This window comes from Tabrizicola sp. TH137 (assembly GCF_002855575.1).
Lineage (GTDB): Bacteria > Pseudomonadota > Alphaproteobacteria > Rhodobacterales > Rhodobacteraceae > Paragemmobacter.
Genome location: NZ_PKRQ01000008.1, coordinates 1 through 22133, shown reverse-complemented (window position 1 = coordinate 22133; position 22133 = coordinate 1). Strand labels below are relative to the sequence as shown.

General features: G+C 65.9%; 12 protein-coding genes. 4 read left to right on the top strand and 8 right to left on the bottom strand.

Annotated elements, in window-relative coordinates; all coding sequences use genetic code 11:
- Positions 1–3 precede the first annotated feature (3 nt).
- Genes gspD through C0V75_RS19750 form a run of 4 tightly spaced genes read right to left on the bottom strand, consistent with a single transcriptional unit; the run spans position 4 to position 3979 of the window.
- Positions 4–2007, bottom strand: a complete 2004-nt coding sequence (gene gspD / locus C0V75_RS19765; protein ID WP_101922712.1) for a type II secretion system secretin GspD — start codon at positions 2005–2007, stop codon at positions 4–6.
- Between the two features lie 33 nt (positions 2008–2040).
- Positions 2041–2520 (bottom strand): hypothetical protein, encoded by a 480-nt coding sequence (locus C0V75_RS19760; protein WP_101922711.1) that lies wholly within the window; start codon positions 2518–2520, stop codon positions 2041–2043.
- A complete protein-coding gene (locus C0V75_RS19755; RefSeq protein WP_101922710.1) occupies positions 2517–3041 on the bottom strand; it encodes a GspMb/PilO family protein in 525 nt (174 codons plus the stop codon). The genes C0V75_RS19760 and C0V75_RS19755 overlap by 4 nt, the downstream gene beginning before the upstream one ends.
- Complete coding sequence (locus tag C0V75_RS19750; protein ID WP_158241896.1) at positions 3038–3979, bottom strand: PilN domain-containing protein; 942 nt, start codon at positions 3977–3979, stop codon at positions 3038–3040. Before C0V75_RS19750 ends, C0V75_RS19755 begins: the two co-directional genes overlap by 4 nt.
- An 81-nt stretch (positions 3980–4060) precedes the next feature.
- Between C0V75_RS19750 and C0V75_RS19740 the strand changes: the two genes are divergently transcribed.
- The 3 genes from C0V75_RS19740 to C0V75_RS19730 all read left to right on the top strand — a co-directional run bounded on the left by C0V75_RS19740 (position 4061) and on the right by C0V75_RS19730 (position 9199).
- Positions 4061–5461, top strand: coding sequence for a GspE/PulE family protein (locus C0V75_RS19740; RefSeq protein WP_101922708.1), 1401 nt, complete (start codon positions 4061–4063; stop codon positions 5459–5461).
- A gap of 364 nt (positions 5462–5825) precedes the next feature.
- Positions 5826–8159 (top strand): multicopper oxidase family protein, encoded by a 2334-nt coding sequence (locus C0V75_RS19735; protein WP_101922707.1) that lies wholly within the window; start codon positions 5826–5828, stop codon positions 8157–8159.
- A 17-nt stretch (positions 8160–8176) separates the two neighbouring features.
- Positions 8177–9199: an SCO family protein gene (locus tag C0V75_RS19730; RefSeq protein WP_101922706.1), complete on the top strand. Its 1023-nt coding sequence runs from the start codon at positions 8177–8179 to the stop codon at positions 9197–9199.
- 23 nt (positions 9200–9222) lie between these two features.
- On the opposite strand, the gene C0V75_RS19725 is transcribed toward C0V75_RS19730, so the two are convergent.
- The 4 genes from C0V75_RS19725 to C0V75_RS19710 form a co-directional block, all read right to left on the bottom strand.
- Positions 9223–10383: a sialidase family protein gene (locus C0V75_RS19725; protein ID WP_101922705.1), complete on the bottom strand. Its 1161-nt coding sequence runs from the start codon at positions 10381–10383 to the stop codon at positions 9223–9225.
- A 60-nt stretch (positions 10384–10443) separates the two neighbouring features.
- Positions 10444–11829, bottom strand: a complete 1386-nt coding sequence (locus C0V75_RS19720) for a glutamine synthetase family protein (protein ID WP_101922704.1) — start codon at positions 11827–11829, stop codon at positions 10444–10446.
- 236 nt (positions 11830–12065) lie between these two features.
- On the bottom strand, positions 12066–12584 hold the full coding sequence (locus C0V75_RS19715; protein WP_101922703.1) for a hypothetical protein: 519 nt from the start codon (positions 12582–12584) through the stop codon (positions 12066–12068).
- A gap of 229 nt (positions 12585–12813) precedes the next feature.
- Entirely contained in the window at positions 12814–13476 is a 663-nt protein-coding gene (locus C0V75_RS19710; protein ID WP_101922702.1) for a response regulator transcription factor, read from the bottom strand.
- 652 nt (positions 13477–14128) lie between these two features.
- On the opposite strand from C0V75_RS19710, the gene C0V75_RS19705 reads away from it, so the two are divergent.
- Positions 14129–22133: peroxidase family protein (locus C0V75_RS19705; RefSeq protein ID WP_216821484.1), on the top strand; the 8005-nt coding region annotated here is incomplete at its 3' end.

The window sequence follows — 22133 nt, the reverse complement described above, 5'->3', positions numbered from 1 at the left end:
CCGTTACTCGATCACATCGCTGATCGTGTGGCGCGGACGGCCAAGCCCGGTTTCCAGCGTGGAATTCGCCCCCGAAAGCTTCGTCCGCCAATAGGCCGTCGCCGAATTGGCATCGCCATCATTCAGGATCACCCGCGGCCGGATCAGGATCAGGAGTTCCGTCCGCCCCCGGCGGCTGTCCTTGCTGCGGAACAGGTTGCCCACCACCGGCACGCGCCCCAGCCCGGGCACTTCCGACCGCGAGACATTGTCGGATTCCTGCACCAGCCCGCCAAGCGCCAGCGTCTGCCCATCCGTCAGCGCAACCGAGGTCTGCACCTTCCGCTGCCGGATCGTCGGGCTGTCGATGCCGGACGTATCCGTCTCGGCCACATCGCTCACCTCCTGGCTGATATCCAGCGTCACCCGCCCGCCATTGCCGATGCGCGGCCGCACCCGCAGGATTATGCCCGTGTCACGATACTCCACCTGCGTCAGGATCGGCGCATCCGCCGTCTGGTCCTGCGACTGCGAGGTGACGATCGGCACCTGATCCCCGATCTGCAACACGCCTTCCTTGTTGTCGATCACCATCAGTGTCGGGGCCGAGATCACCTTCACATCCGTCACCGCCGCCAGCGCCGAAAGCGCGACATTCGCGCTGTTCGATCCGAAGACGGCGGTAAAGCCCGTATCGTTCCCCGCAATCGCCCCCGCCTGATCCGAGGACCGGAAGTCGAAATTCCCGTTCTCAAAGAACCAGCGCGTGCCGATATCCAGCCGGTCGTTCAGCGTCACCTCGGCAATCGTCGCCTCCAGCAGCACCTGCCGCGCCGGGCTGTCCAGCTCGCGCAAAAGCCCCTCGATCTCGGCATGTTGCGCCCGCGGCGCCCGCACCACCAGCGCGTTGCGCGCATCATCCGCCGCAACCCGCGTGCCCTCGCCCGCCCCGGCCAGCGCCTCTTCGCCCTCGGCCACATCCCCCGCGCCCAGCAACCCGGCCAGGATCGGCGCCACTTCCGTCGCACTGCGGTTTTGCAGGTTATAGGTCGCCAGATACATCCCCGCGCCCGGCCCCGGCTTGTCCAGCTCGCGGATCCAGCCCACCGCCCGGTCCAGATAGGCCGCCCGCGACGAAATCACGAGGACGGACCCAAGCCGCTCATTCGGCACGAATTCCACCACCCCGCGCAGCGCACCGCCTTCCTGCGTCTCGAACAGCGCCTGCGCCTGTTCCACCACCGCCTCCGGCTCGCCCGAGGTCAGCCGCACCAGCGCGACCGATTTCCCCGACAGCACATCCACATCAAAGATGTTCAGCGCATCCAGCGCGCTTTCCGTAACCTCCGCCGGGCCGGACAGAAGCAGGATGTTGCGCCGCGAATCCGGCACCACATTCAGCCCCTGGTCGATCTGCGGCTTCAGAAGGTTCAGCATTTCCGAAGCCGACACATATTGCAGCGGGGCCACGATGATCGACGATCCGCCGCGCCCGCCCTGCCCGGCAAGGCGAAAGCTGGAACTGCCCGACACGCCGGCCACGATCTGCACCGTGTCGCCAGCCTTCTGCATCCGCGCGCCATTGGCGTTCAGCCCGGCCTCGAACAGGTCCAGCAGCACCTCGCGCGGCACCGGGCTGGTGGTCTGGATCGTGATCCGCCCTTGCAACCCGTCCGCGATCGCATAGCGCAGGCCCAGCGTATCGGCCAGAACCGCCTGCGCCGCCGCCGCGATAGAGGCATTCACCAGGCTGATCTGCACATTGCCGCCGCCCGTCGCCGTGATCTCGGCCCGCGCCGCGCTGTCGGCCATGGCCTCGGTGTCGAAGAACACATCCGACCCGCGCTGCATCGCCACCCGGTCGCCACCCTCGGCCAGACCAAAGCTCGACCCGCCGGATGACCCGCCCGAAGACCGCGCCCCGTCCGGGCCAAACGCTCCCGCACTGCGGCCCCTGTCAGTCTCGACACAGGCCGCAAGCAACGCCAGACCGGCGCAAAGAACGATGGCAACTCCCCGGAAGGGCATGACAGACAACCCCGAATCCCTGATCCCGATTAGCTATTGGGGGAACATTTTAACAGTTATTTCTTCGCCGTCGCCGCGCAGGACAACGGCATCGGGCTTCACCTGCAACACCGTAAAGCCAAGAAATTCATCCCCTTCCCGCACGATCCCCTCTTCCCCCCCTGCCTCCGAGGCCAGGATGGCGCGCGGTCTGGACCCGTCATTGACATAGCCCACCATACGCGGAACCTCGGCCTCGGTCGCCTCCTCATTCACCGGGGTCTCTGGCACCTCTGCCGCATCCCCCTGCCGCCCCGGCGTGAACAGCGGCCGCGCCAGCAGCGCCGCCGGCGTCACCGCCTCCCCGGCCTGCATCAGCGCGGCAAGATCCTGCACCGCCGTCTCGCCCGCAGGTCCCTCCGCCACCGGGGCGATCTCCGGCCCGGCGCGCAGCACCTCAATCCGTTCCCAGGCCAGGGGCAGGATCACCACCAGAACCGACAGATGCAAAAGCGGCGGCCACCAGCGCATCATCCCGCCTCCCCGCCGATGAACCCCCAGACCGACAGGCGCAGCGTCACCCGCTGCTGTCCCTCCACCACCGGCCGCAGCACCAGTTCCTCCACGCCCAGCGGCACCGTCTCCGCCTCCAGCGCCGCGATCAGCGCGGCCACCTCGGCATAACCGCCTTCCCCCTCGGCCAGAACCGCAACCGTGGGCTGGGTCACGCCCTCCGGCGCCGCCCCCTCCCGCAGGGATGTCAACATCACCCCCGCCGCCTCGGCCAGCACCGCCAGCCGCTCCTGCAAGGCCAGTTCCGCCTCGGCCCGCGTCGCCCCCGGCAGCATCACCGCAGGTGGCAACTCCGGCACCGCGACCCCCGATCCGAATTCCGCAATCCGCTCCGCCAGCGCAGCCTCTTCCTTGACGATCCCGGCCAGCCGGTCCTGCCGCGCGGCAATCGCGTCCTGCATCGGCTCCGTCACCAGCCAGAACAGCGCGCCCCCCGCCCCCACGGCGGCAAGCGCCAGCACCCCCGTCAAGGCCCGGCTCATGTCCCGTCCTCCGCCCGCAAGGTGACAATCACCTGGAACCGCCGCTCGCCCGTCCCCTCGCCCAGCCCGACCGCCCCGTCAAGATCGGCGGCCGCCACCCAGGGCAGCGCCTTCACCGCCGCCAGGACCTGCGCCACATCCCCCGCGACGAACCCGCCCAGCCGCAGCACATCGCCCTGCACCATCAGCGAGGTCAGCCAGACCTCGTCCCCCAGCGCGCCGGTCACATCCGCCAGCAGCGCCATCCTCCGGCCATCCCGCGCCATCCGCAGCGCATCCGCCTGCCGCGCCGCCCCTTCGGCGTCGCGCGCCTCCGCCGTGGCCCGCGCCGCCGCCGCCTCGTCGCGCAGCGCGGCCAGCCGCGCCTCGCCCGCCGCCACGGCCTGATCCGCCTGCCACAGCCGCACCGCCTGCCCGCCCAACACCGCCAGCAGCACCAGCCCGGCCAGCATCGGCATCGCCCAGTTCCAGAACCGCTCCGCCCGGTCCGTCTCGCCCCGCGCATCATGCAGCGGTGCCGTCGCCACCCCGTCGATCACCACGCGCCGCAGCCGCACCCCCGCCTCGCGCAGCAGCTCCGTCAGCCGCGCCTCCTTCAGGACATAGACTTCCACCGTCTCGCCCGTGCCCTCCGCATGACGCCAGATCAACCCTTCCGCCTGTCCCGGCATCGACTGGCGCATCTGCAAGGCCACCGCCCCTGCCGCATCGCGCCGCGCCGCTGCCGGCAGGGGAACCGCCCGCTTCAGAAAGAGTTCCGGCGCCAGCGCCACCTCCACCGCCGCGCCGCCCTGTCCCGCCGAGGCCAGCACCGCCCGCGCCGCAGGTTCCAGAGGCAGCGCCGCCACCCGCACCCGCCGCACGGCCCGCGGCGGCAGACCCGCCCGGATCAGCCAATCCGGCAGGGCGCCCTCCAGTCTCTCCCGCAGTCCGATCACGTAGAACCCCCATTGACGAGGCGCACCCGCCTGCGGTCACTTGGGACACGTTAATGAAATCTAACGCCTGGGGGCAAGCCAGTGTCACCCTCCGATGCCGCTCTGGCCCGCCATCTCGCCGCGCGCCCCGGCCTGACCGCCGATCTTGTCCGCGCCCAGGCGCAGGCCACCGCCGAAGGCCTGCCCCTCCACCGCCTGCTGATCGACCGCGGCCTGGTCGAGGAAGAGGCCGTCCTCCCCGCCCTCGCCGCCGCGCTGGACCTGCCCTTCGTCGCCGATCCCTGGTCGGCCGGCAGCATCGACAGCGCCGCCATCGCCCGCCTCACCCCGGCCTTCCTGCGCAGCCGCGCCGCCGTGCCGCTGCTCTCCGAAACCGGCCCGCAACCCGTCCTCATGGCCGATCCCGCCGATGCCGCCCTGCTTTCGGAACTGGCCTTTCACCTCGACCGCCCCGTCGCCCCCCGCGTGGCCACGCTGCGCACCCTCCGCGCGCTCCTGTCCGAAACCCCCGCCGATCCCGCACCCACCCCCGATGCCGCCCCGGCCGAGGCGGCCGATGACGGCCCCGTCATCCGCTTCGTCGCCGAAACCCTGGCCGAGGCCGTCGCCTCCGGCGCCTCCGACATCCATGTCGAATCCCTGCCCTCCGGCCTGGCCGTCCGCATGCGCGTCAACGGCCTCCTCGTGCCGATGAACACCGATCCGGCCATCCAGGCCCCCTCCGTCTTCGCCAGGCTCAAGGTCATGGCCCGCGCCAATGTGGCCGAACGCCGCCTGCCGCAGGATGCCCGCTTCTCCTCCACCTTCTCCGGCCGCCGGATCGACTTCCGCCTTTCCTCGCTGCCCACCCAGCACGGCGAAAGCATCGTGCTGCGCATCCTCGATCCGCAATCGCTCCGCCTCGGCTGGGACAGGCTCGGTTTCGCCCCCGACATGGTCGCCCGCATCACCGCCTGCATCGAACGCCCCTCGGGCCTCTTCCTCGTCACCGGTCCCACCGGATCGGGCAAGACCACCACGCTCTACACCGCGCTCGCCCATCTCAACGCGCCGCGCCGCAAGATCGTCACGGTCGAGGACCCGGTCGAATACTCCCTCCCCGGCGTCCAGCAGGTGCAGGTCCAGAAAGAGATCGGCCTCACCTTCGCCCGTGTCCTGCGCTCCATCCTCCGCCATGACCCGAACGTCATCATGGTGGGCGAGATCCGCGATCCCGAAACCGCCGAAATCGCCTGCCGTGCCGCCCAAGTCGGCCGCCTCGTCCTTTCCACCCTGCACACCCGCGATGCCCGCGGCGCGCGCACCCGGCTCGTCGATCTGGGCGTCCCCGATTACATCGTCAGCGATGTCCTGCGCGGCGTCCTCGCCCAGAACCTCGCCCTCACCGACTGCCCCGATTGCGGCGGCGCCGGCTGCCGAAGCTGCAATTTCACCGGCTCCGCCGCCCGCCGGCTCGAGGCCGATCTCGTGACCTTCGACTGAACTCGACAGTTCACCTCCATCCTCGAAATGCCCAATTTTCATACGCTTTTCGGGGCCTTTCCCCCAACTTCCACACGCCGTGGTTGTTCCATCAGACCTTAGTCTGATTCATCCGTGCGACCTCTGTCAGAAGTCGGACCGCCCCCCCGGTGCTATTCTTTCAGATGCCCGCAACCCCTTCGGATGTTCCTCCCGAAGCCCGGCGGCGGGTCCGGTTCCTCACCCACGCGCGCAGGCATGGAACCGAGAGGGCAAGGCAAGTGCCCTTTCACGAGTTGGCGGTTTCATTCGTTTCGCCATCCAGGGGAACATTCATCCCGCGCCGGGTTTGCCCGAGCGTGGGCAAAAGGCAGATGGGGTCGCAATGTATCTCGACAAGAATGAATCCCGTGCCCGCATCCGCGAGGCACAAAATGCCCGCAACAACCGGGCGGAAATTGTCAAGGCGCTGTCCACGGGTCAGGTGACGCGGCGCGAGCTTTTCAAATGGGGCATCTTCACCTCGGCGGGCACCCTCGCCATGATCAACGGGCTCAGCCCCTATGCCCACAGCCAGGTCCTTCCGACGATCCCGACAGGGACGCCGCCCAGCCCGCTCTTCGGCATCAAACCCTTCACCCAGAGGATGCCCCGCCTGAACGAAGTGAAGCCGCACGATCTGAAACGGGTCGAGATGAACGGTGAAAGCTGGCTGGAATGGAAAGACCTGCCGAACGAACCCTATTCCAAGCGCACCTCCTGGCACACCGAATATTCGGCTTCCGGCGGCAACCCGCTCTATACCAACCCGCTCACCGGGCGCGGCCCGATGGAAGGCCGCCCGCCGGGGGAATATTTCGCCCATCAGCGTTGGGAAGAATACCTTCCCAAGAAGGGCTATCTGATGTCGCTCGGCTGCCCGCCGACAGGGACAGTCGGCTTCCACCCCGGCCTGCCGGTTCAGGAAGATGAAAAGATCTGGTCCTTCGGTGCGGGCCGCCTTGCCGATGGCGCTCTGCCGCCGCCGCTGCTGAAGATCCGCTACGGCGAACCGGTCATCTTCCGCCATTACAACAACGTCTCGCCGGATCAGGCCGTCAATGGCGGCTTCGGCTCCATCAGCCAGACCACGCACAACCACAACGGCCACAACGCCTCCACCTCGGACGGCGCCTCGAACGCGCATTTTTACCCTGGCCAGTTCTATGATTACCACTGGTCCACCACCCTGGCCCGCGCCGACATGATCAACACCGGCGCGCTGGACAAGCGCGCCTCAGGCCCCGATGGCAATGGCGGCCTGATCCAGGTCCCGGGCGACTTCCGCGAATTGCAGGGCACGCTCTGGTTCCACGACCACCGCTCCTTCTACACGGCGGAAAACGTGTACAAGGGCCATGTCGGGATGATGAACTACTATTCCGGCCCGGATCGCGGCAACGAACGCCTGAATGACGGCGTCAACCTGCAACTGCCCTCGGGCTGGCATCTCGACTGGGGCAATACCGACTTCGACATCAACCTGATGATCTCGGACGGCGCGACCGACCCGGACGGCCAGTATTTCTTCGATATCTTCGATACCGAAGGATTCCTTGGCGACATGGTCTTCGTGAACTTCGCCTACAAGCCCTTCTTCGAGGTGATGCCGCGCAAGTTCCGCTTCCGCATCCTCTGCGCCTCGATGTCGCGCTGGTATCGTCTGGCCCTTGTCAACTCGGCGGGCCGGCTCGTGCCCATGACGATCATCGGCAATGACGGCAACCTGATCCCGTCGCCGGTCTCCACGACCATGCTCGACACGCTGTCCACCGGCGAACGTCAGGACATCATCGTGGATTTCTCCGGCTTCCTGCCCGGCGAACGGCTCTACCTCGTCAACCTGCTGGAATTCGAAAACGGCCGCGGTCCCAAGGACCGGCTCTCGCTCAAGGACGCGCTGGCGGGCAAGACGCTCGACCCCGCCGTCGGCCGCATCCTCGAATTCCGGGTGCAAAGCTCCATGCGCAGCGTGGACCTGCCGGGTTACACCTATCAGCACGGCACCACCAGGGACGCCGACCGCAGCAAGGTGAAGGCCAAGCTCACCGAACAGATCCCGATCGTCGCCCCCGTGCGCGAACGGATCATCGAGTTCAAGCGCGGCGCCAATGACGCCCGCGACGACACGCCGACCGGATGCTTCCCCTCCTGCCCGCTGGAACGCGAAACCCCCTGGGGCATGCGGATCAACGGCGAAGAGACGCATTCGCTCAACGCCAACCGCATCTCCATGCTCGTCCCCCGCCCCGGCGAGGTCGAACACTGGACGCTGGTCAACGGCGGCGGCGGCTGGGACCATCCCGCCCACCTCCATTTCGAGGAAGGCGTCACAATCTCCCGCACCGGCTTCCCGCTGGGCGTGGCGGAAAAGGGCGCGCGGAAAGACGTCTGGTGGCTCGGCGAAGGCGGCTCGGTCAAGATCCAGGTCCGCTTCGGCGAATATGGCGGGGCCTATGTCACCCATTGCCACAACACCGTGCATGAAGATGCCGCGATGCTCGTGCGCTATGACATCCTGACGGACCCGAACAATCCCAAGACGTCACAGACGCATGTGCAGGTGATCCCCACCCCGAACGCAACACCCGACGGCGTGACCTATGTCATGCCCGAGATCATGCCCGAGGGGAACCCGTTCCACCGCAGCTTCAAGCCCTTCCCCAAGATGGGCACCTGAGGACGGGGGAACCAGACATGCACCGCTTTACCCCGATCCTGAAGGAGGCGATCCGCCTCCTTCCCCACTCCCTCATGGCCCTCGCCCTGGCGATCTTCGTCCTCCTCGCGGCCACCGACAGCCGCGCCGCCGATACGCGCGGGGCCGAGTATTTCACCAACCTCCCCCTCGTCACCAGCGAAGGGGAAGAGGTCGCCTTCTTCGACGACATGTTGAAGGACAAGATCGTCGTCGTGAATTTCTTCTACACCGAATGCACTGATTACTGTTCGCTCACCACCGCGCGGCTGGCGCAGGTCTATGAATGGCTGGGCGAACGCATGGGGCGCGACATCTTCTTCGTCTCCATCACCCTCGATCCCGAACGCGACACGCCCGAGAAACTCCACGCCTTCAAACAGGGCTTCAACGCCGACAAGGGCTGGACCTTCCTCACCGGCACGCGCGAAAACATCGACGCCATCCGCTTCAAGCTGGGCGAAAAGGCCCGCGCCCTGAACCTGCACCGCACCGACATGGTGATCGGCAACGCCAAGACCGGGGTCTGGCGCCGCTCCTCGGTCATGGGCAGCCTGACCATCGCCCTGCAATCCATCCTGGAACTCGACCCCGACCACAACGAAAGCGCCCAGACCAATGCCGAGGCGCTTCAGGCCGCGCTCAAGATCAACACGGTCTATGATCTCTCCGCCCATCCGGGCGAGGCGATCTTCCTGTCCGCCTGCGCCTCCTGCCACACCATCGGCTATGGCGAACGCTACGCCCCCGACCTCGCCGCCGTGACGCTCCGGCGCGAGGAAGACTGGCTCAAGGCCTTCATCATGAACCCCGACCTCGTACTGAAATCCGGCGATCCCATCGCCGAGGTGCTGAACGCCGATTATCCCGGCGTGGTCATGCCGAACCTCGGCCTGAACCCGGTCGATGTCGAAGACCTGCTCAGCTACCTCAAGGCCGCCGACGCCCGCCTCGCCATGTCGGAAGAAGAGGCCGCCGCCTCCTTCGAGGCCTTCGAAAAGGCGCACGGTCTGGCCGAATGACGGGGGGCCGCCCGGCCCCCCCCTTACACCGTCTCCACGCTCAGAACGGTCGGCAGATGCCGCGCGATCTCCTGCCAATGATCGCCCCGGTCGGCACTGGCAAAGACCGATCCGCTGTTGGTCCCGAAATAGATGCCCGACGGCGTGCCATGGTCCACCGCCATCGCCTGCCGCAGCACGGTGAAGAAACAGTTCCGCTCCGGCAGCCCCTCCTGCAACGCCTGCCAGCTTTCCCCCCCATCTTCCGACCGCCACACCGCCGCCGCAGCGCCGGGCGGAAACCGCCCCTGCGTGTCGCCGTTCAGGGGAAAGGTCCAGATGCGCCGCGCATCCGCCGGATCGACCGCGATGGGAAAGCCGAACCCGGACGGCAACCCCGCCGTCACCTCCTGCCAGCTTCGCCCGCCATCCGGGCTGCGGAACACGCCATGGTGGTTCTGCTGATACATCAGATCCCCACCGCCCGACGCGCGCACCATGTTGTGCACGCAATGCCCCACCTCATGCCCGCAGGCCCCGTGGTCATGCCCATGTGCCTCCCCCGCCACATTGGACATGCGGTTCCGCCGCTCCCAGGTCGCGCCGCCATCCTCCGTCGCAAAGACCCCCGCCGCCGATATCCCCACCCACAGCTTCGCCGCATCCGCCGGATCGGCCACGATCGTATGCACCACCAGCCCCGCCCCACCCGGCTCCCAGCTGTCCCGCGACGGATGCCCGGTCAGCGCCGTCACCTCCTCCCAGCTTGCCCCGCCATCCCGGCTGGCAAACAGCATCCCCGGCTTTCCCCCGGCATAGAGCACCCCGCCCGCCAGACCCAGCGACCACAGCGCCGCCACCTTCCCCCTGAACGGCGCATCCGGCGCGGGCCCGCGCCCCAGATAGGCCGCCATCCCCGGATCGGCGGCCAGCATCGCATCCATCCCGCCATTCGCCAGCAGCGACAGCGTCCAGCTCACCCCGCCATCCGCGCTGCGCCAGACGCCCGCGCCATGCCAGTCGCTTCCCCCGGCGGCCCAGAGCATGCCCGTCTCCGGATCGCCGATCACATGGTTGATGGGCCAGCCGTCACAATGCGGCCCCTCCACCTCCCATTCCCGCCGCGCCACATCCGACCGCAGCAGGAACGCCCCTTTCGAGGTGCCGACCAGCACCGTCACCACCCCGGAAACCGCCCCGTCCATGCGCCACCCTCCCCGATGCCGACGGAGACAGGGTAACACCAAAAGGACCGAGTCGCCTCCTCAGACGGTAAAGCCGTAAAGCTCCCACTCCGCCTCGGTCACGGTCAGGGCAAGGCGTTGATACTCCGCCCGCTTCACGGCGGCGAAACCGCGATGCTGCGCCGGGCCAAGGATGCGGTGGCAGAACCCCGACCGCTCGAACCGTTCGATCGCCTCCAGCCAGCCGCGCGGCAGGTCCGGCACATGGCCCGCCTCGGCCGCCACACCTGTCACCGGCGGGCCAGGATCGGCCTTCGCCTCGATCCCGTCCAGCGCCGCGCCCAGCGTGATCGCCGCCACCAGATAGGGGTTCGCATCCACCCCCGCGACCCGATGCTCGAAATGCCGGGCCGCAGCGCTGCCCCCCGGCACGCGCAGCGCAACCGTCCGGTTCTCCACCCCCCAGGTGTCATCGGCGGGGGAATAGACGGCACTCGCGAACCGCCGCCAGGAATTCTGGAACGGCGCCAGCACCAGCATCGTATCCCCGATGGTCGCCCGTATCCCCCCTATCGCCTGCAACATCAGCGGCGACAGCCCCCCCTCGGCCGGATCGGCGAACAGGTTCCGCCCCGCCCCATCCGCCAGCGACAGATGCAGATGCATCCCCGATCCCGCCTGATCGCCAAATGGCTTGGCCATGAAACAGGCCTCCATCCCGAGGCGCCGCGCCGTGGCCCGGATCAGCCGCTTGCCGATCACCGCATCATCCGCCGCCCGCATCAACCCGCGATAGCGCAGCGTCAGCTCATACTGCCCCGCCGCATACTCCGAAATCAGCGTCTCCATCGGCAGGTCCAGCGCCTTCGCGCCCGCATAGACCGCATCGAAGAAGGGCGACATCTCGTCCAGCTCATCCACCGACATGCAGTTGTTGGCGGTGGTCTTCCGCCCGCTCAGCAGATAGCGCGCAGGGCGGTGCCGCCCGTCGCCGTCCCGCTCGCGGTCGATCAGGTAGAATTCCAGTTCCAGCGCCCCCATCGGCGCAAAGCCCATCGCCTCGGCCCGCGCCACCTGCGCCCGCAGCGCGTTGCGCGGCTCCACCGCAAAGGGCTGGCCATCCGGCCCCCACATGGAAATCAGCACATGCCCCCGCCCCGTGGCGGGCATCAGTCCCAGCGTCCCGCCCAGCGGCCAGCACAGGCAATCCCCGCCCGCCCCCGCCCAGACCAGACCCGTCTCCTCGACATCGTCCCCGGTCACGTCCTGCGCAAAGATCGAACCGGGTATCCCCCGGCCCCGGGTGAACAGGCCTTCCAGTTCGTGCCGGCGGATCGTCTTGCCCCGCGCGATGCCGTGGCAGTCGATCAGCGCAAGGTCGATGCCCTGCACCTCGGGATGGGCATCCAGAAAGGCCCGCGCCTCGGCAAGGCTGGCCCCGCCCGGCCCGGTGAAATCGTCGCGCATTCCGGCATCCTCCCGCCCCGTCGCCCCTCATCGCGGCCCTAGCATGGCGCGTCCGGCGGGCAAAGAGGGGCAGCAAAAAGGGGGGCACGAAGGCCCCCCGTTAACCAATAGCTGCTGAAATCCTACCCCGCCGCGCGTGGCCACAGTTTGCTGCACAGAATACGGCACAGTCCGCGGCACAGCCGATACGGGGCAACCCGTTGAAATACATCGACGTAAAGACTCTGCGCCCGGGCTTATCGCGCCCGGAACGCCACCACATTGCCACCCGCCGCACGATGCATCTGCACGCCGATCTGGGTATTCCGCATCTTCCGGTTCGACTCCGCATGATCCAGCAGCATCAGGCGGAAGGTCGCTTCCATAAGCTGCGGCGGAATGGTCGCCCCTTCCCCGCCCACCAGCTGCGCCAGTCTCCAGGCGCTGTCCTCGCGGTCCACCTGCCGCTTCACCGCATCCCGGTCCGCCACGCCATAGGTCAGGCAGAAACTGTCGAGGAAATCCTCGTCCGCCGGCGCAAGCTCCGGATGCGGAAGCATTTCTTCCATCGGCAGCAGGCCCTTCACCGAATAGGTCAGCGGTGCCGCCTTGTGCGCTCCGATGCTCTCGGTGAACAGCACGCCGCGGCCCGAGGCAAGGTGCCAGCCCTGCGCCAGATACAGCAGCCGCTGAAGGTCGAAGAACCCGAACCCTTCCCACGCATGGTGGAAGTGATGGGAAAGATAGATTGCCACATCCTGCGCCCGGCTTGTCATGTCACTTTACTCCGATCCTGTCCGCAGCCGGTCCCGGCCCTGCGGAAGTGTTCATTTCTCTGTGCCAATCTCGCCGCCGACGGGCGGGAAAGGGCATCAAGGCTCCGCCCCCGCCCCAAAGGGGGCGGGCTGCAACCGCATGATTGTTATGGGAATCTCTGCCTACGTCGGACCTGCGCCCCGCCTGCCGCCTCCGGTCCAAGCACCGGTTACGGCAAGGCTTCGGGGATCAGGCGTAATAGCGCGGCGGGGTCGTCGCCGAACCGTTCATCCGCTGCACTTCCAGCACCACTTCCAGCCGGTTGCGCGCGTTGAACTTCTGCATGATCTGCGTCATGTAGTGCTTCACCGTCTTGTCCGACAGGTTCAGCTTGTTCGCGATTTCCTTGTTGGACGCGCCGTTCAGCAGTTCCCGAACCACCTGATCCTCGCGCGAATTCAGCGCGACGGAGGCACGTTCCTGCTTCCGCTGCTCGGCCATCCGCATCTCGCGGATCACCTTCGACGCCATCGAGGAGGAGATGAATTCCTTGCCCGCCGCAACCTCTTCGATCGCGTAGAACAGGTCACCGCCCGAGCTTCCCTTAAGGACAAATCCATTCGCCCCGGCCGCCATCACCTGCAAGCAGGAGTCGGGGCTGGCGCTGGCGGTGAAGACCAGGATCTTCACGACCGGATTTTCGGCTCGGATCTGGCGGATCGTCTCGACCATGTCCCCCGGAAGGTTCAGGTCCGCGATCAGCACATCGCATTCACCTTCACGGACATGGCGGAGTGCAGCTTCCGCAGTCGATCCGGTGTTCACGACCTGGTACTGCGCGTGGTTGCGCAGGATATCCACCAGACCGGCAAGAACGATCGGATGGTCGTCGATAAGAACGAGTTTCAGCATGTCAGTCCCACTTGCAGAGTCGGACCGGTTGTCCCGGTCGCTTCCCAATGCCCCCACAGTTAACCTACCTTAATTTGGGCTCAGGTCTAAACGAAAGTTTATATCTTGTCGGCTTTCGGACATAGTTTGGCCACGATTGCCCCCCCGGGGACTTGATAATTCAATCAGTTGCCCGGTGTTCGTTTCCAGGTTGCAAACAGAGAAAGTTTTCCCCATCCGTGACTTGGCCTGAAATGGGGCGGAACTTGGGCGCGATCACCGATGGGGTTCTCCCATAGGTTGAATGCCGGGAGTCAGCGGAAACTGTCGGTTATTGGCGCTACGTAAACTGATTCGTCCAGCAAGGCCGGCGCCTGCAATCGCGGCGAAGCATTCTTTCCTGTCGTGAAAGGCCTGCGGCGGATTCCCGCCCGAAACCCCGCCTTAAACGAAAGGTGGATGCCCTTTCCCCCACCCCCCGCCTCCACGCCACGCCAACAGCACACCGCCGCCTCCGACCTCTTCAGACCAAGGTCGCATCCCGCATTGGACCGTAGACGGATGGATCGTTGGACCCCCGCCATTTGTCGGAACGCCCCCAACTTGCGAACGTAAATCATTCCCATTCGCGCACGGCCGCAACGCGCATCACCCTCGACACAGGATTACGAACATGGTCACCGCAAACCGTCACGACCTCGAATTCATTCTCAAGCAGATCGAAATCTCCGAGGCCCACGCCACCGTGACGGCCACGATCATGGCCCGCACCGACCTGACGATGGAGCAAAAGCAGATCGAGATCGGGAACGCGCTCCGCGCGCTGGTCCCCGATCCGCACCTGCCCTTCGGGGTTCGGACGGTGGACGGCACCTACAACAACCTGATCGAAGGCCGCGAACTCTGGGGCTCGGCCGATCAGGTCATGCCGCGCCTGCTCGACCCGGTCTTCCAGGATGCCGGTCCGGTCGCACCCGGCTTCGGCTTCCTCGCGACGCCCACGCAAGGCAACAACAGCTACACCCAGACCTCGGGCAACGTCATCGACGGCGACCCGCGCCTGATCTCCAACCTCGTGGCCGACCAGTCGCTGGCCAACATCGCCGCCGTCTCGGCCGCCCTGATCCGCTTCTCGGGCGTGGCATCGAACCAGGTCGTTCCCACCGCCCAGACCATCATCACCGCCTATACGGAATACACCGACGCGCTGAAGGTCCTCGAAACGCTCCAGGCCGCACCCATCCCCGACGCGGCAGCCATCGCCGCCCAGCAGGCAATCGTCGCCACGGAACGCGCCGGTGTGGATTCCCTGGTCTTCCAGTACTCCATTCCGGTCGACCTTTCGCCCAAGGGCGACATCAACATCCTCATCCCCGATGTCTCGCCGGACGAAGGCCTGACCGCGCCCTTCAACACCTGGATGACGCTCTTCGGCCAGTTCTTCGACCACGGGCTCGATCTCGTCGGCAAGGGCGGCTCCGGCACCGTCTATATCCCCCTCGCCCAGGATGATCCGCTCTATGTCGAAGGCGGCCGCTCCAATTTCATGGTCCTGACCCGCGCCACCAATCAGGCCGGGCCCGACGGCATCGTCGGCACCCCCAACCTGCCGGGCGCCGACGGCATCTTCGGCACCGCGGACGATATCCCCAGCGACGACATCCGCGAACATTCCAACAAGACCACCCCCTGGGTGGACCAGAACCAGACCTATTCCTCTCACGCCTCGCACCAGGTCTTCCTGCGCGAATACAAGATGGTCGCCAACCCGGCTTATGACCCTGCCAATCCCGGCCTGCACCCGCAGTTCATGCCCGTCCCGACGGGGGAATTGCTGCATGGCGCAGGGGACGGCATGGCCACTTGGGCGGATGTAAAGCGTCAGGCGCTCGAAATGCTCGGGATCGAACTCTCCGATCTCGACGTCCATCGCGTGCCGCTGCTGGCCACCGATGCTTACGGCAACCTCATCCTCCAGGATGGCAAGGTGCAGATCATGAAGGTCGATGGCGTCACCGGCCAGCCGACCGCCGTCCTCACCTCCTATGCCGATGTGCATGACACGATCGGCGCGATCCCGACGGGCCATGCCTTCCTCGAAGACATCGCCCATGACGCCAATCCCGGCTTCGTGGACCCCGACCGCAGCACCGGCCCCCGCGGGCTGGAGGAAAAGCTGGCCGATGCCGACAGCATCGCCGGCAATCCGCAGACCCCGAACGAATTCGGCGTCTTCACCACCTATGATGACGAACTCCTGAACGCGCATTACATCGCCGGCGACGGCCGCGCGAACGAGAATTTCGGCCTGACCGCCGTCCACCACATCTTCCACTCGGAACACAACCGCCAGGTTGCCGAGATGAAGGCCACGATCCTTGCCACCAACGATCTTGAATTCATCAACAAGTGGCTCTCGACGGATCTGACCTCGCTCGCCCAGATCGGCACCACCGAACTCGACTGGGACGGCGCGCGTCTCTTCCAGTCGGCCCGCTTCGCCACCGAAATGCAGTATCAGCACATGGTGTTCGAAGAATTCGGCCGCCGCGTGCATCCGGCCATCGACGCCTTCATCTTCAACTCGATCACCGACATCGACCCGGCCATCGTCGCCGAATTCGCCCATGTCGTGTATCGCTTCGGCCACTCGATGCTGACCGAGAACGTCGATACCATCGCCTTCTCCAAGGTGCTCGATACCGCGACCGGGCAGCAGGTCGCCGATACCTCCGGTTCGGCCAAGCTGCTTGACGCCTTCCTCAACCCCATCGCCTTCGATGAACTGGGCGTCACCGATGCCGAAGCCGCCGGGGCCGTCATCCGCGGCGTGATCCGCGAAACCGGCAATGCGATTGACGAATTCGTCACCAGCGCCCTGCGCAACAACCTCGTCGGCCTGCCGCTCGACCTTGCCGCGCTCAACATCGCACGCGGCCGCGACACCGGCATCCCCTCGCTCCAGACCGCCCGCCAGACCTTCTACGAAGCCTCGGGTTCCGACTGGCTGAAACCCTATGCGAACTGGATCGAATACGCCTCGAACCTGAAGAACCCGGCTTCGATCATAAACTTCATCGCGGCCTATGGCACGCATGAAACCATTCTTCTGGCCGATACCGTGGATGCCAAGCGCATCGCCGCGATGAACCTTGTCCTCGGCGGGCCCGATGCCCCGCCGGATCGGGTGGCCTTCCTTCAGGGCACCGGCATCTATGCCGGCGATCTCGGCGGCCTGAACAATGTCGAATTCTGGATCGGCGGTCTGGCCGAAAAGATCATGCCCTTCGGCGGCATGCTCGGCTCCACCTTCGCCTTCGTCTTCGAAGTGCAGATGGAGAACCTTCAGAACAACGACCGCTTCTACTACCTGACCCGGACCCAGGGTCTGAACATGCTGAACGAGCTGGAGAACAACTCCTTCGCCTCGATCATCATGAAGAACACCGACTTCGGCAACGGCGGCAGCCACCTGCCCGGCGAGGTGTTCGGCAACGTGGACCACATCCTCGAAGTCGATACCCGCTACCAGTTCGAGGATGACCCGATCGACGAAGCCTTCGATCCCTTCCTCGGCGGCCTGGGACGCGAAAAGGTCGAACGGGATGTAGATGTCCTCCAGACCGTCGGCGCCCGCCAGTATGACAACCGCCTGCAATTCACCGGCGGCGAACATGTGGTGCTCGGCGGGACCAGCGCGATTGCCGGTCTCTTCGGCGGCCGCGACATCCTGATTGGCGATGTCGGCGACGATACCGCCTGGGGCGACGGCGGCGACGACCTCATCATCGGCGGCGCAGGCGTCAACCACCTCCATGGTGGCGCGGGCAATGACATCATCCTCGACGGCGGCGATGTCTCCTTCCTGCATGGCGATGACGGCGACGACGTGCTCCATTCCGGCGCAGGCGCGGCCGAACTGATCTTCGGCGGCGACGGCAACGACGTGCTGATCATGGGCGAAGACGATGCCAAGCATGCCACGGCGGGTGAAGGCAACGACTTCATCCTCGGCGGCGCCGGTGCAGACCTTCTGAACGGCAACGAAGGCGATGACTGGATCGAAGGCAAGGGCGGGTTCGACGTCATCTCGGGCGACAACTCCGAACTTTTCTTCAACTCCACCATCATCGGCCATGATATCATGTTCGCCGGTGACAACGAAACCGACTTCGACGCCGAAAGCGGCGACGACATCATGGTCATGGGCGAAAGCGTCATCCGCGCCGAAGGCATGTTCGGCTTCGACTGGGTGACCTACAAGGACGTGGCAATCGAGGCCGATCTCGACCTCAACCGCAAGCTCTTCGCCACCGACCAGCAGGACGTTCTGCGCAACCGCTTCGACCGCGTCGAAGGCGCCTCGGGCTTCGATCAGAACGACATGATCTGGGGTGACGACCGTGCCGGCAACGATCTCGACCCGGCGGTGACTCTCGGCCAGAACGAAACCACCTTCGCGGGCCATGAACTGACCCAGGAAGGCATCGACCGGATCGACGGCCTGCGCGAACTGCTCGGCGCCTATGTCAACGCCACGGATGCCGCCTTCACCAAGGGCAACATCCTGCTCGGCGGCGGCGGGTCCGACACGATCATGGGCCGCGGCGGCGATGATTTCATCGACGGTGACCACTGGCTCAACGTGCGCATCCAGATCACCGGACCGCGCCCGAACGGCGTGCCGGAATCGATCGACAGCCTGTCCGAAATCATGACGCATCTGCTGGACGGCTCCATCTCGCCCGGCCAGCTCGTCATGGTCCGTGAAGTCGTGGACGGCGACACCACCAACTCGGCCACCGACGTGGCCAAGTTCTGGGACGTGCGGGCGAACTACACCGTCACCCGCCTGGCCGATGGCCGCGTGATCGTGACCCATGTCACCGAAAGCGATCCCGAAGCCCTTGGTTTCACCGAGGCAGAGGCGCTGAAACTCGTCAACGAAGGCACCGACACGCTCCGCAACATCGAAGCGCTGGAATTCTTCGGCGGTCAGCGCGTGGCGGTCGGCTCCCTCCCCATCGACACCCCGACGACCGCCGACATCACCCTGTCGGACCTGACCCCGGTCGTGGGCCAGGCGTTGACGGTGTCGGTGGCCAACATCATCGACACGGCTCTGCCGGTGACCTTCACGCTGCAATGGCAGCACCTGCATGACGGCACCTGGACCGATCTCGACGGCGAAACCGGCGCAACCTTCGTGCCGACCGCGGATGAACTGGGCGAACCGCTGCGCGTCGTCGTCACCGCGACCGACGGGCAGGGCAATGTCACCCAGATCATCTCCGGCGAGACGGGCGTGATTGCCGCCTTCGAAGGCACCAATGGACCGGATCTCCTCAACGGAACCGCGGCTGATGATCTCATCAATGGTCTCGGCGGCGCCGACACCATCAACGGGGCTGGTGGCGCGGATACGATCGACGGCGGCAACGGTGCCGATGTCATCAACGGTCAGGGCGATGCCGACCTCATCAACGGCGGGGCCGGGGCCGACATCATCAACGGCGGCGCGGCGGCAGATGTGCTCAACGGTGACGGCGGCGCCGACACGATCAACGGCGGTGCAGGTGACGACGTCATCGCGGGCGGCGCAGGTGATGACACCATCATCTGGGCAGCGGGCGGCGGACGAGACATCGTCGATGGCGGCGCGAATACGGCAATCGGCGACACTTTCGTCGTGAACGGCAACGCTCAGGCCGAAACCTTCCGCATCTTCGCCGTCCAGGGCAACGGCGCGGCGAACAGTGCAAACCGCGCACTGCTCGAGTCGCAGTTCGGCCCGCTGGCGACCGGCACCGAAATCGTCATCACGCGCACCGTTGGCACCGTGACGACGCTCATCGCCGAACTCGACAATATCGAAGAGATCACCATCAACACCTTCAACGCGACGGCGAATGACGGCGACGGTGTGGTCAACGAAGGTGGCGTCGGCGGCGACAGCATCGTTGCCATCGGCAACTTCAACCCGACCAGCCTCAACTTCTCCACCATCACCATCGACGGTTCGACCGAGAATGACACGGTCGATATCACGACACTGGAATCCGCTCACCGGATCCTCTTCCGTACCGGCGGCGGCACCGACATGGTGGTCGGCACCCTGCGGGCGCAGGACGTGATCGAGGTTCCGGCAGGCGCCAACCCGGCCAGCTACACGCCCACGGCCAATGGCAACGGCACCGTGACCATGTCGAACGGCACCCATTCGGTGACCTTCACCGGCTCGCTCTCCGCCCTGCCGCTGCTGGTTCCGGCCGGCACTTCGGGTGGCGGCGAAACCCCGGCGCCGCTACTGACGGCGAATGATGCGGCAGGCCTCCTCGACCTTGTCCGCGGCATCAATCCCGATGGCAACGACGATGCGGCCAACGCGCTCGGCGTGCGCACCCTGACCGGTGTCGGCAACAATCCCGACAACCCGACGATGGGCGCCCATGGCGAACCCTTCATCCGCATCACGCCCAACCGCTCGGGCGAACGCGAGGAAGGCGGCGTCAACAACGAGATCAACCCGATCTTCGACGGGCTCGATCCGCGCAGCATCTCCAACATCATCGGCACGCAGGAGGCCGATCTCGCACCCAGCTCGCAGGCCAACATCTTCTTCATGGCCTTCGCGCAATACTTCGACCACGGCCTCAGCTTCATCCCGAAAGGCGGTGCCGGCACGGTCCAGATCGGTGAACCCGGCACGGGCGCCCGCGCCCAGAACCCGGCCGACCTGACCCGCGCCTCGGTGGACGGTTTCGATGCAGACGGTGCCGCACAGCACCTCAACATCACCTCGCCCTTCGTGGATCAGAACCAGGTCTATGGGTCCACCAGCATGATCGGCCAGCTTCTGCGCGAAGGCGACGGCAGCGGCGGTCTGGGCGCCCGCGTCCTTCTGGGCGCGGACGATCCCTCGGCACCGGGCTACAAACTCCTGCCCACACTGCGCGAGGTGCTGGAACACCACATCGAGAATGGCACGATCTTCCAGGGCGACTACCTGCCCAACGGCGGTCAGACCCTGCTCGAATACTACCCGGCACTCAAGAATGCCGACGGCACTTTCAACGCCGCCGTCGTGGCGCAACTCGCCGCCAACTTCATGGGCGAGGGGCAGCCGCTCCTTCTTGATGCCAACCCCTACATCAACCTGCTCGACCATATCGTGGCAGGCGACGGCCGTGTGAACGAGAACATCACCCTTACCTCGATGCACACGATCTTTGCCCGCAACCACAACTTCCACGTGGATCAGCTTGAAGGCGTCTATGCCGACAACGGCACCGTCCTGACGGCGGAAGAACTCTTCCAGGCCGCCAAGATCGTGAACGAGGCCGAATATCAGCGCGTCGTCTTCACCGAATTCGCCGAAAAACTGCTCGGCGGCGAAGGGATCCGCGGCGAGGGCGACCATGGCTTCACCGAATGGAACCCCGATGCGAATGCGGCGATCAGCCATGAATTCGCCTCGGCGGTCTATCGCTTCGGCCACACCATGATCGGCCAGACCATCGCGGTGACGAACGAGGATGGAACGGTGTCGCAGGTGTCGCTCTTCGATGCCTTCCTCAACCCGACCAATGCCGAAGGCGCCTTCACGCAAAGCCTCGCGACACTGGCCCAATATGGCTACGTGCCGCAGCCCGGCTACCTGCAATATGGCGCGGGTGCTGTCCTCGAAGGCATCGCCGGACAGGCCGCCGAAGAGGTGGACGTGAACGTGGTGGATGGCGTCCGCAACGATCTGGTCCGCGTCAGCGCCGACCTCTTCTCCTTCAACGTGGCCCGTGGCCGCGATGTGGGGATCGGCACGCTGAACCAGGTCAAGGCGGCGCTTCTGGCCTCGCAAAGCCCCTTCATCCAAGAAGCGCTCAGCTTCGTCGATGCCGACCTGCTGCAACCCTATGTCAGCTGGGAGGATTTCGGGGCCCGCAACAACCTGTCGGCGGCAGTGCTGAACCAGTTCCGCCAAGCCTACCCCGATCTCGTCCTGGAAAACCAGGCGGCGGCGGATGCCTTCGCGGCGATCAACCCGGATATCGACCTTGTCGATAACGGGGACGGCACCTTCACCGTGAAAGGCATCGACCGCGTCGATCTCTGGGTCGGCGGCCTGGCCGAAGCCAAGGTCAACGGCGGCATCGTGGGCTCGACCTTCTGGGTGGTGATCCACGAACAGCTCGACCGGCTCCAGGAAGGCGACCGCTTCTACTATATCGACCGGCTGGAAAACTTCGACCTCTACCCGAACTTCGTCGAAGGCCAGAGCTTCGCCGACATCGTGATGCGCAACACGGGCCTCACCGGCCTCGACGAGCGGATCTTCGAAGTCTCGGATGAAGACAATGGCGGCGGCGCAGGGAACGGCGACGGTGACGGCGCCGGAAATGGCGACGGCAACGGCAATGGCGATGACGACACCGGCAACGGCGGCAATGATGACGACGGCGACGACGATACGGTCGGCGGTGGCGACAGCGGGACCGGCGATGACGATGGCGACGACGACAGCGTCGGCAGCGGCTCGGGCAGCGGTTCGGGTTCGGGCACCGGCTCGGGTTCGGGCACTGGCACGGGTTCGGGCTCCGGCTCCGGCACGGGCGGCGGGACGACGGCGCCGGTTGTCGAGGGTGTGGTGCTGATGCCGGGGTCTTCGGCGGGTGTCATGGTCG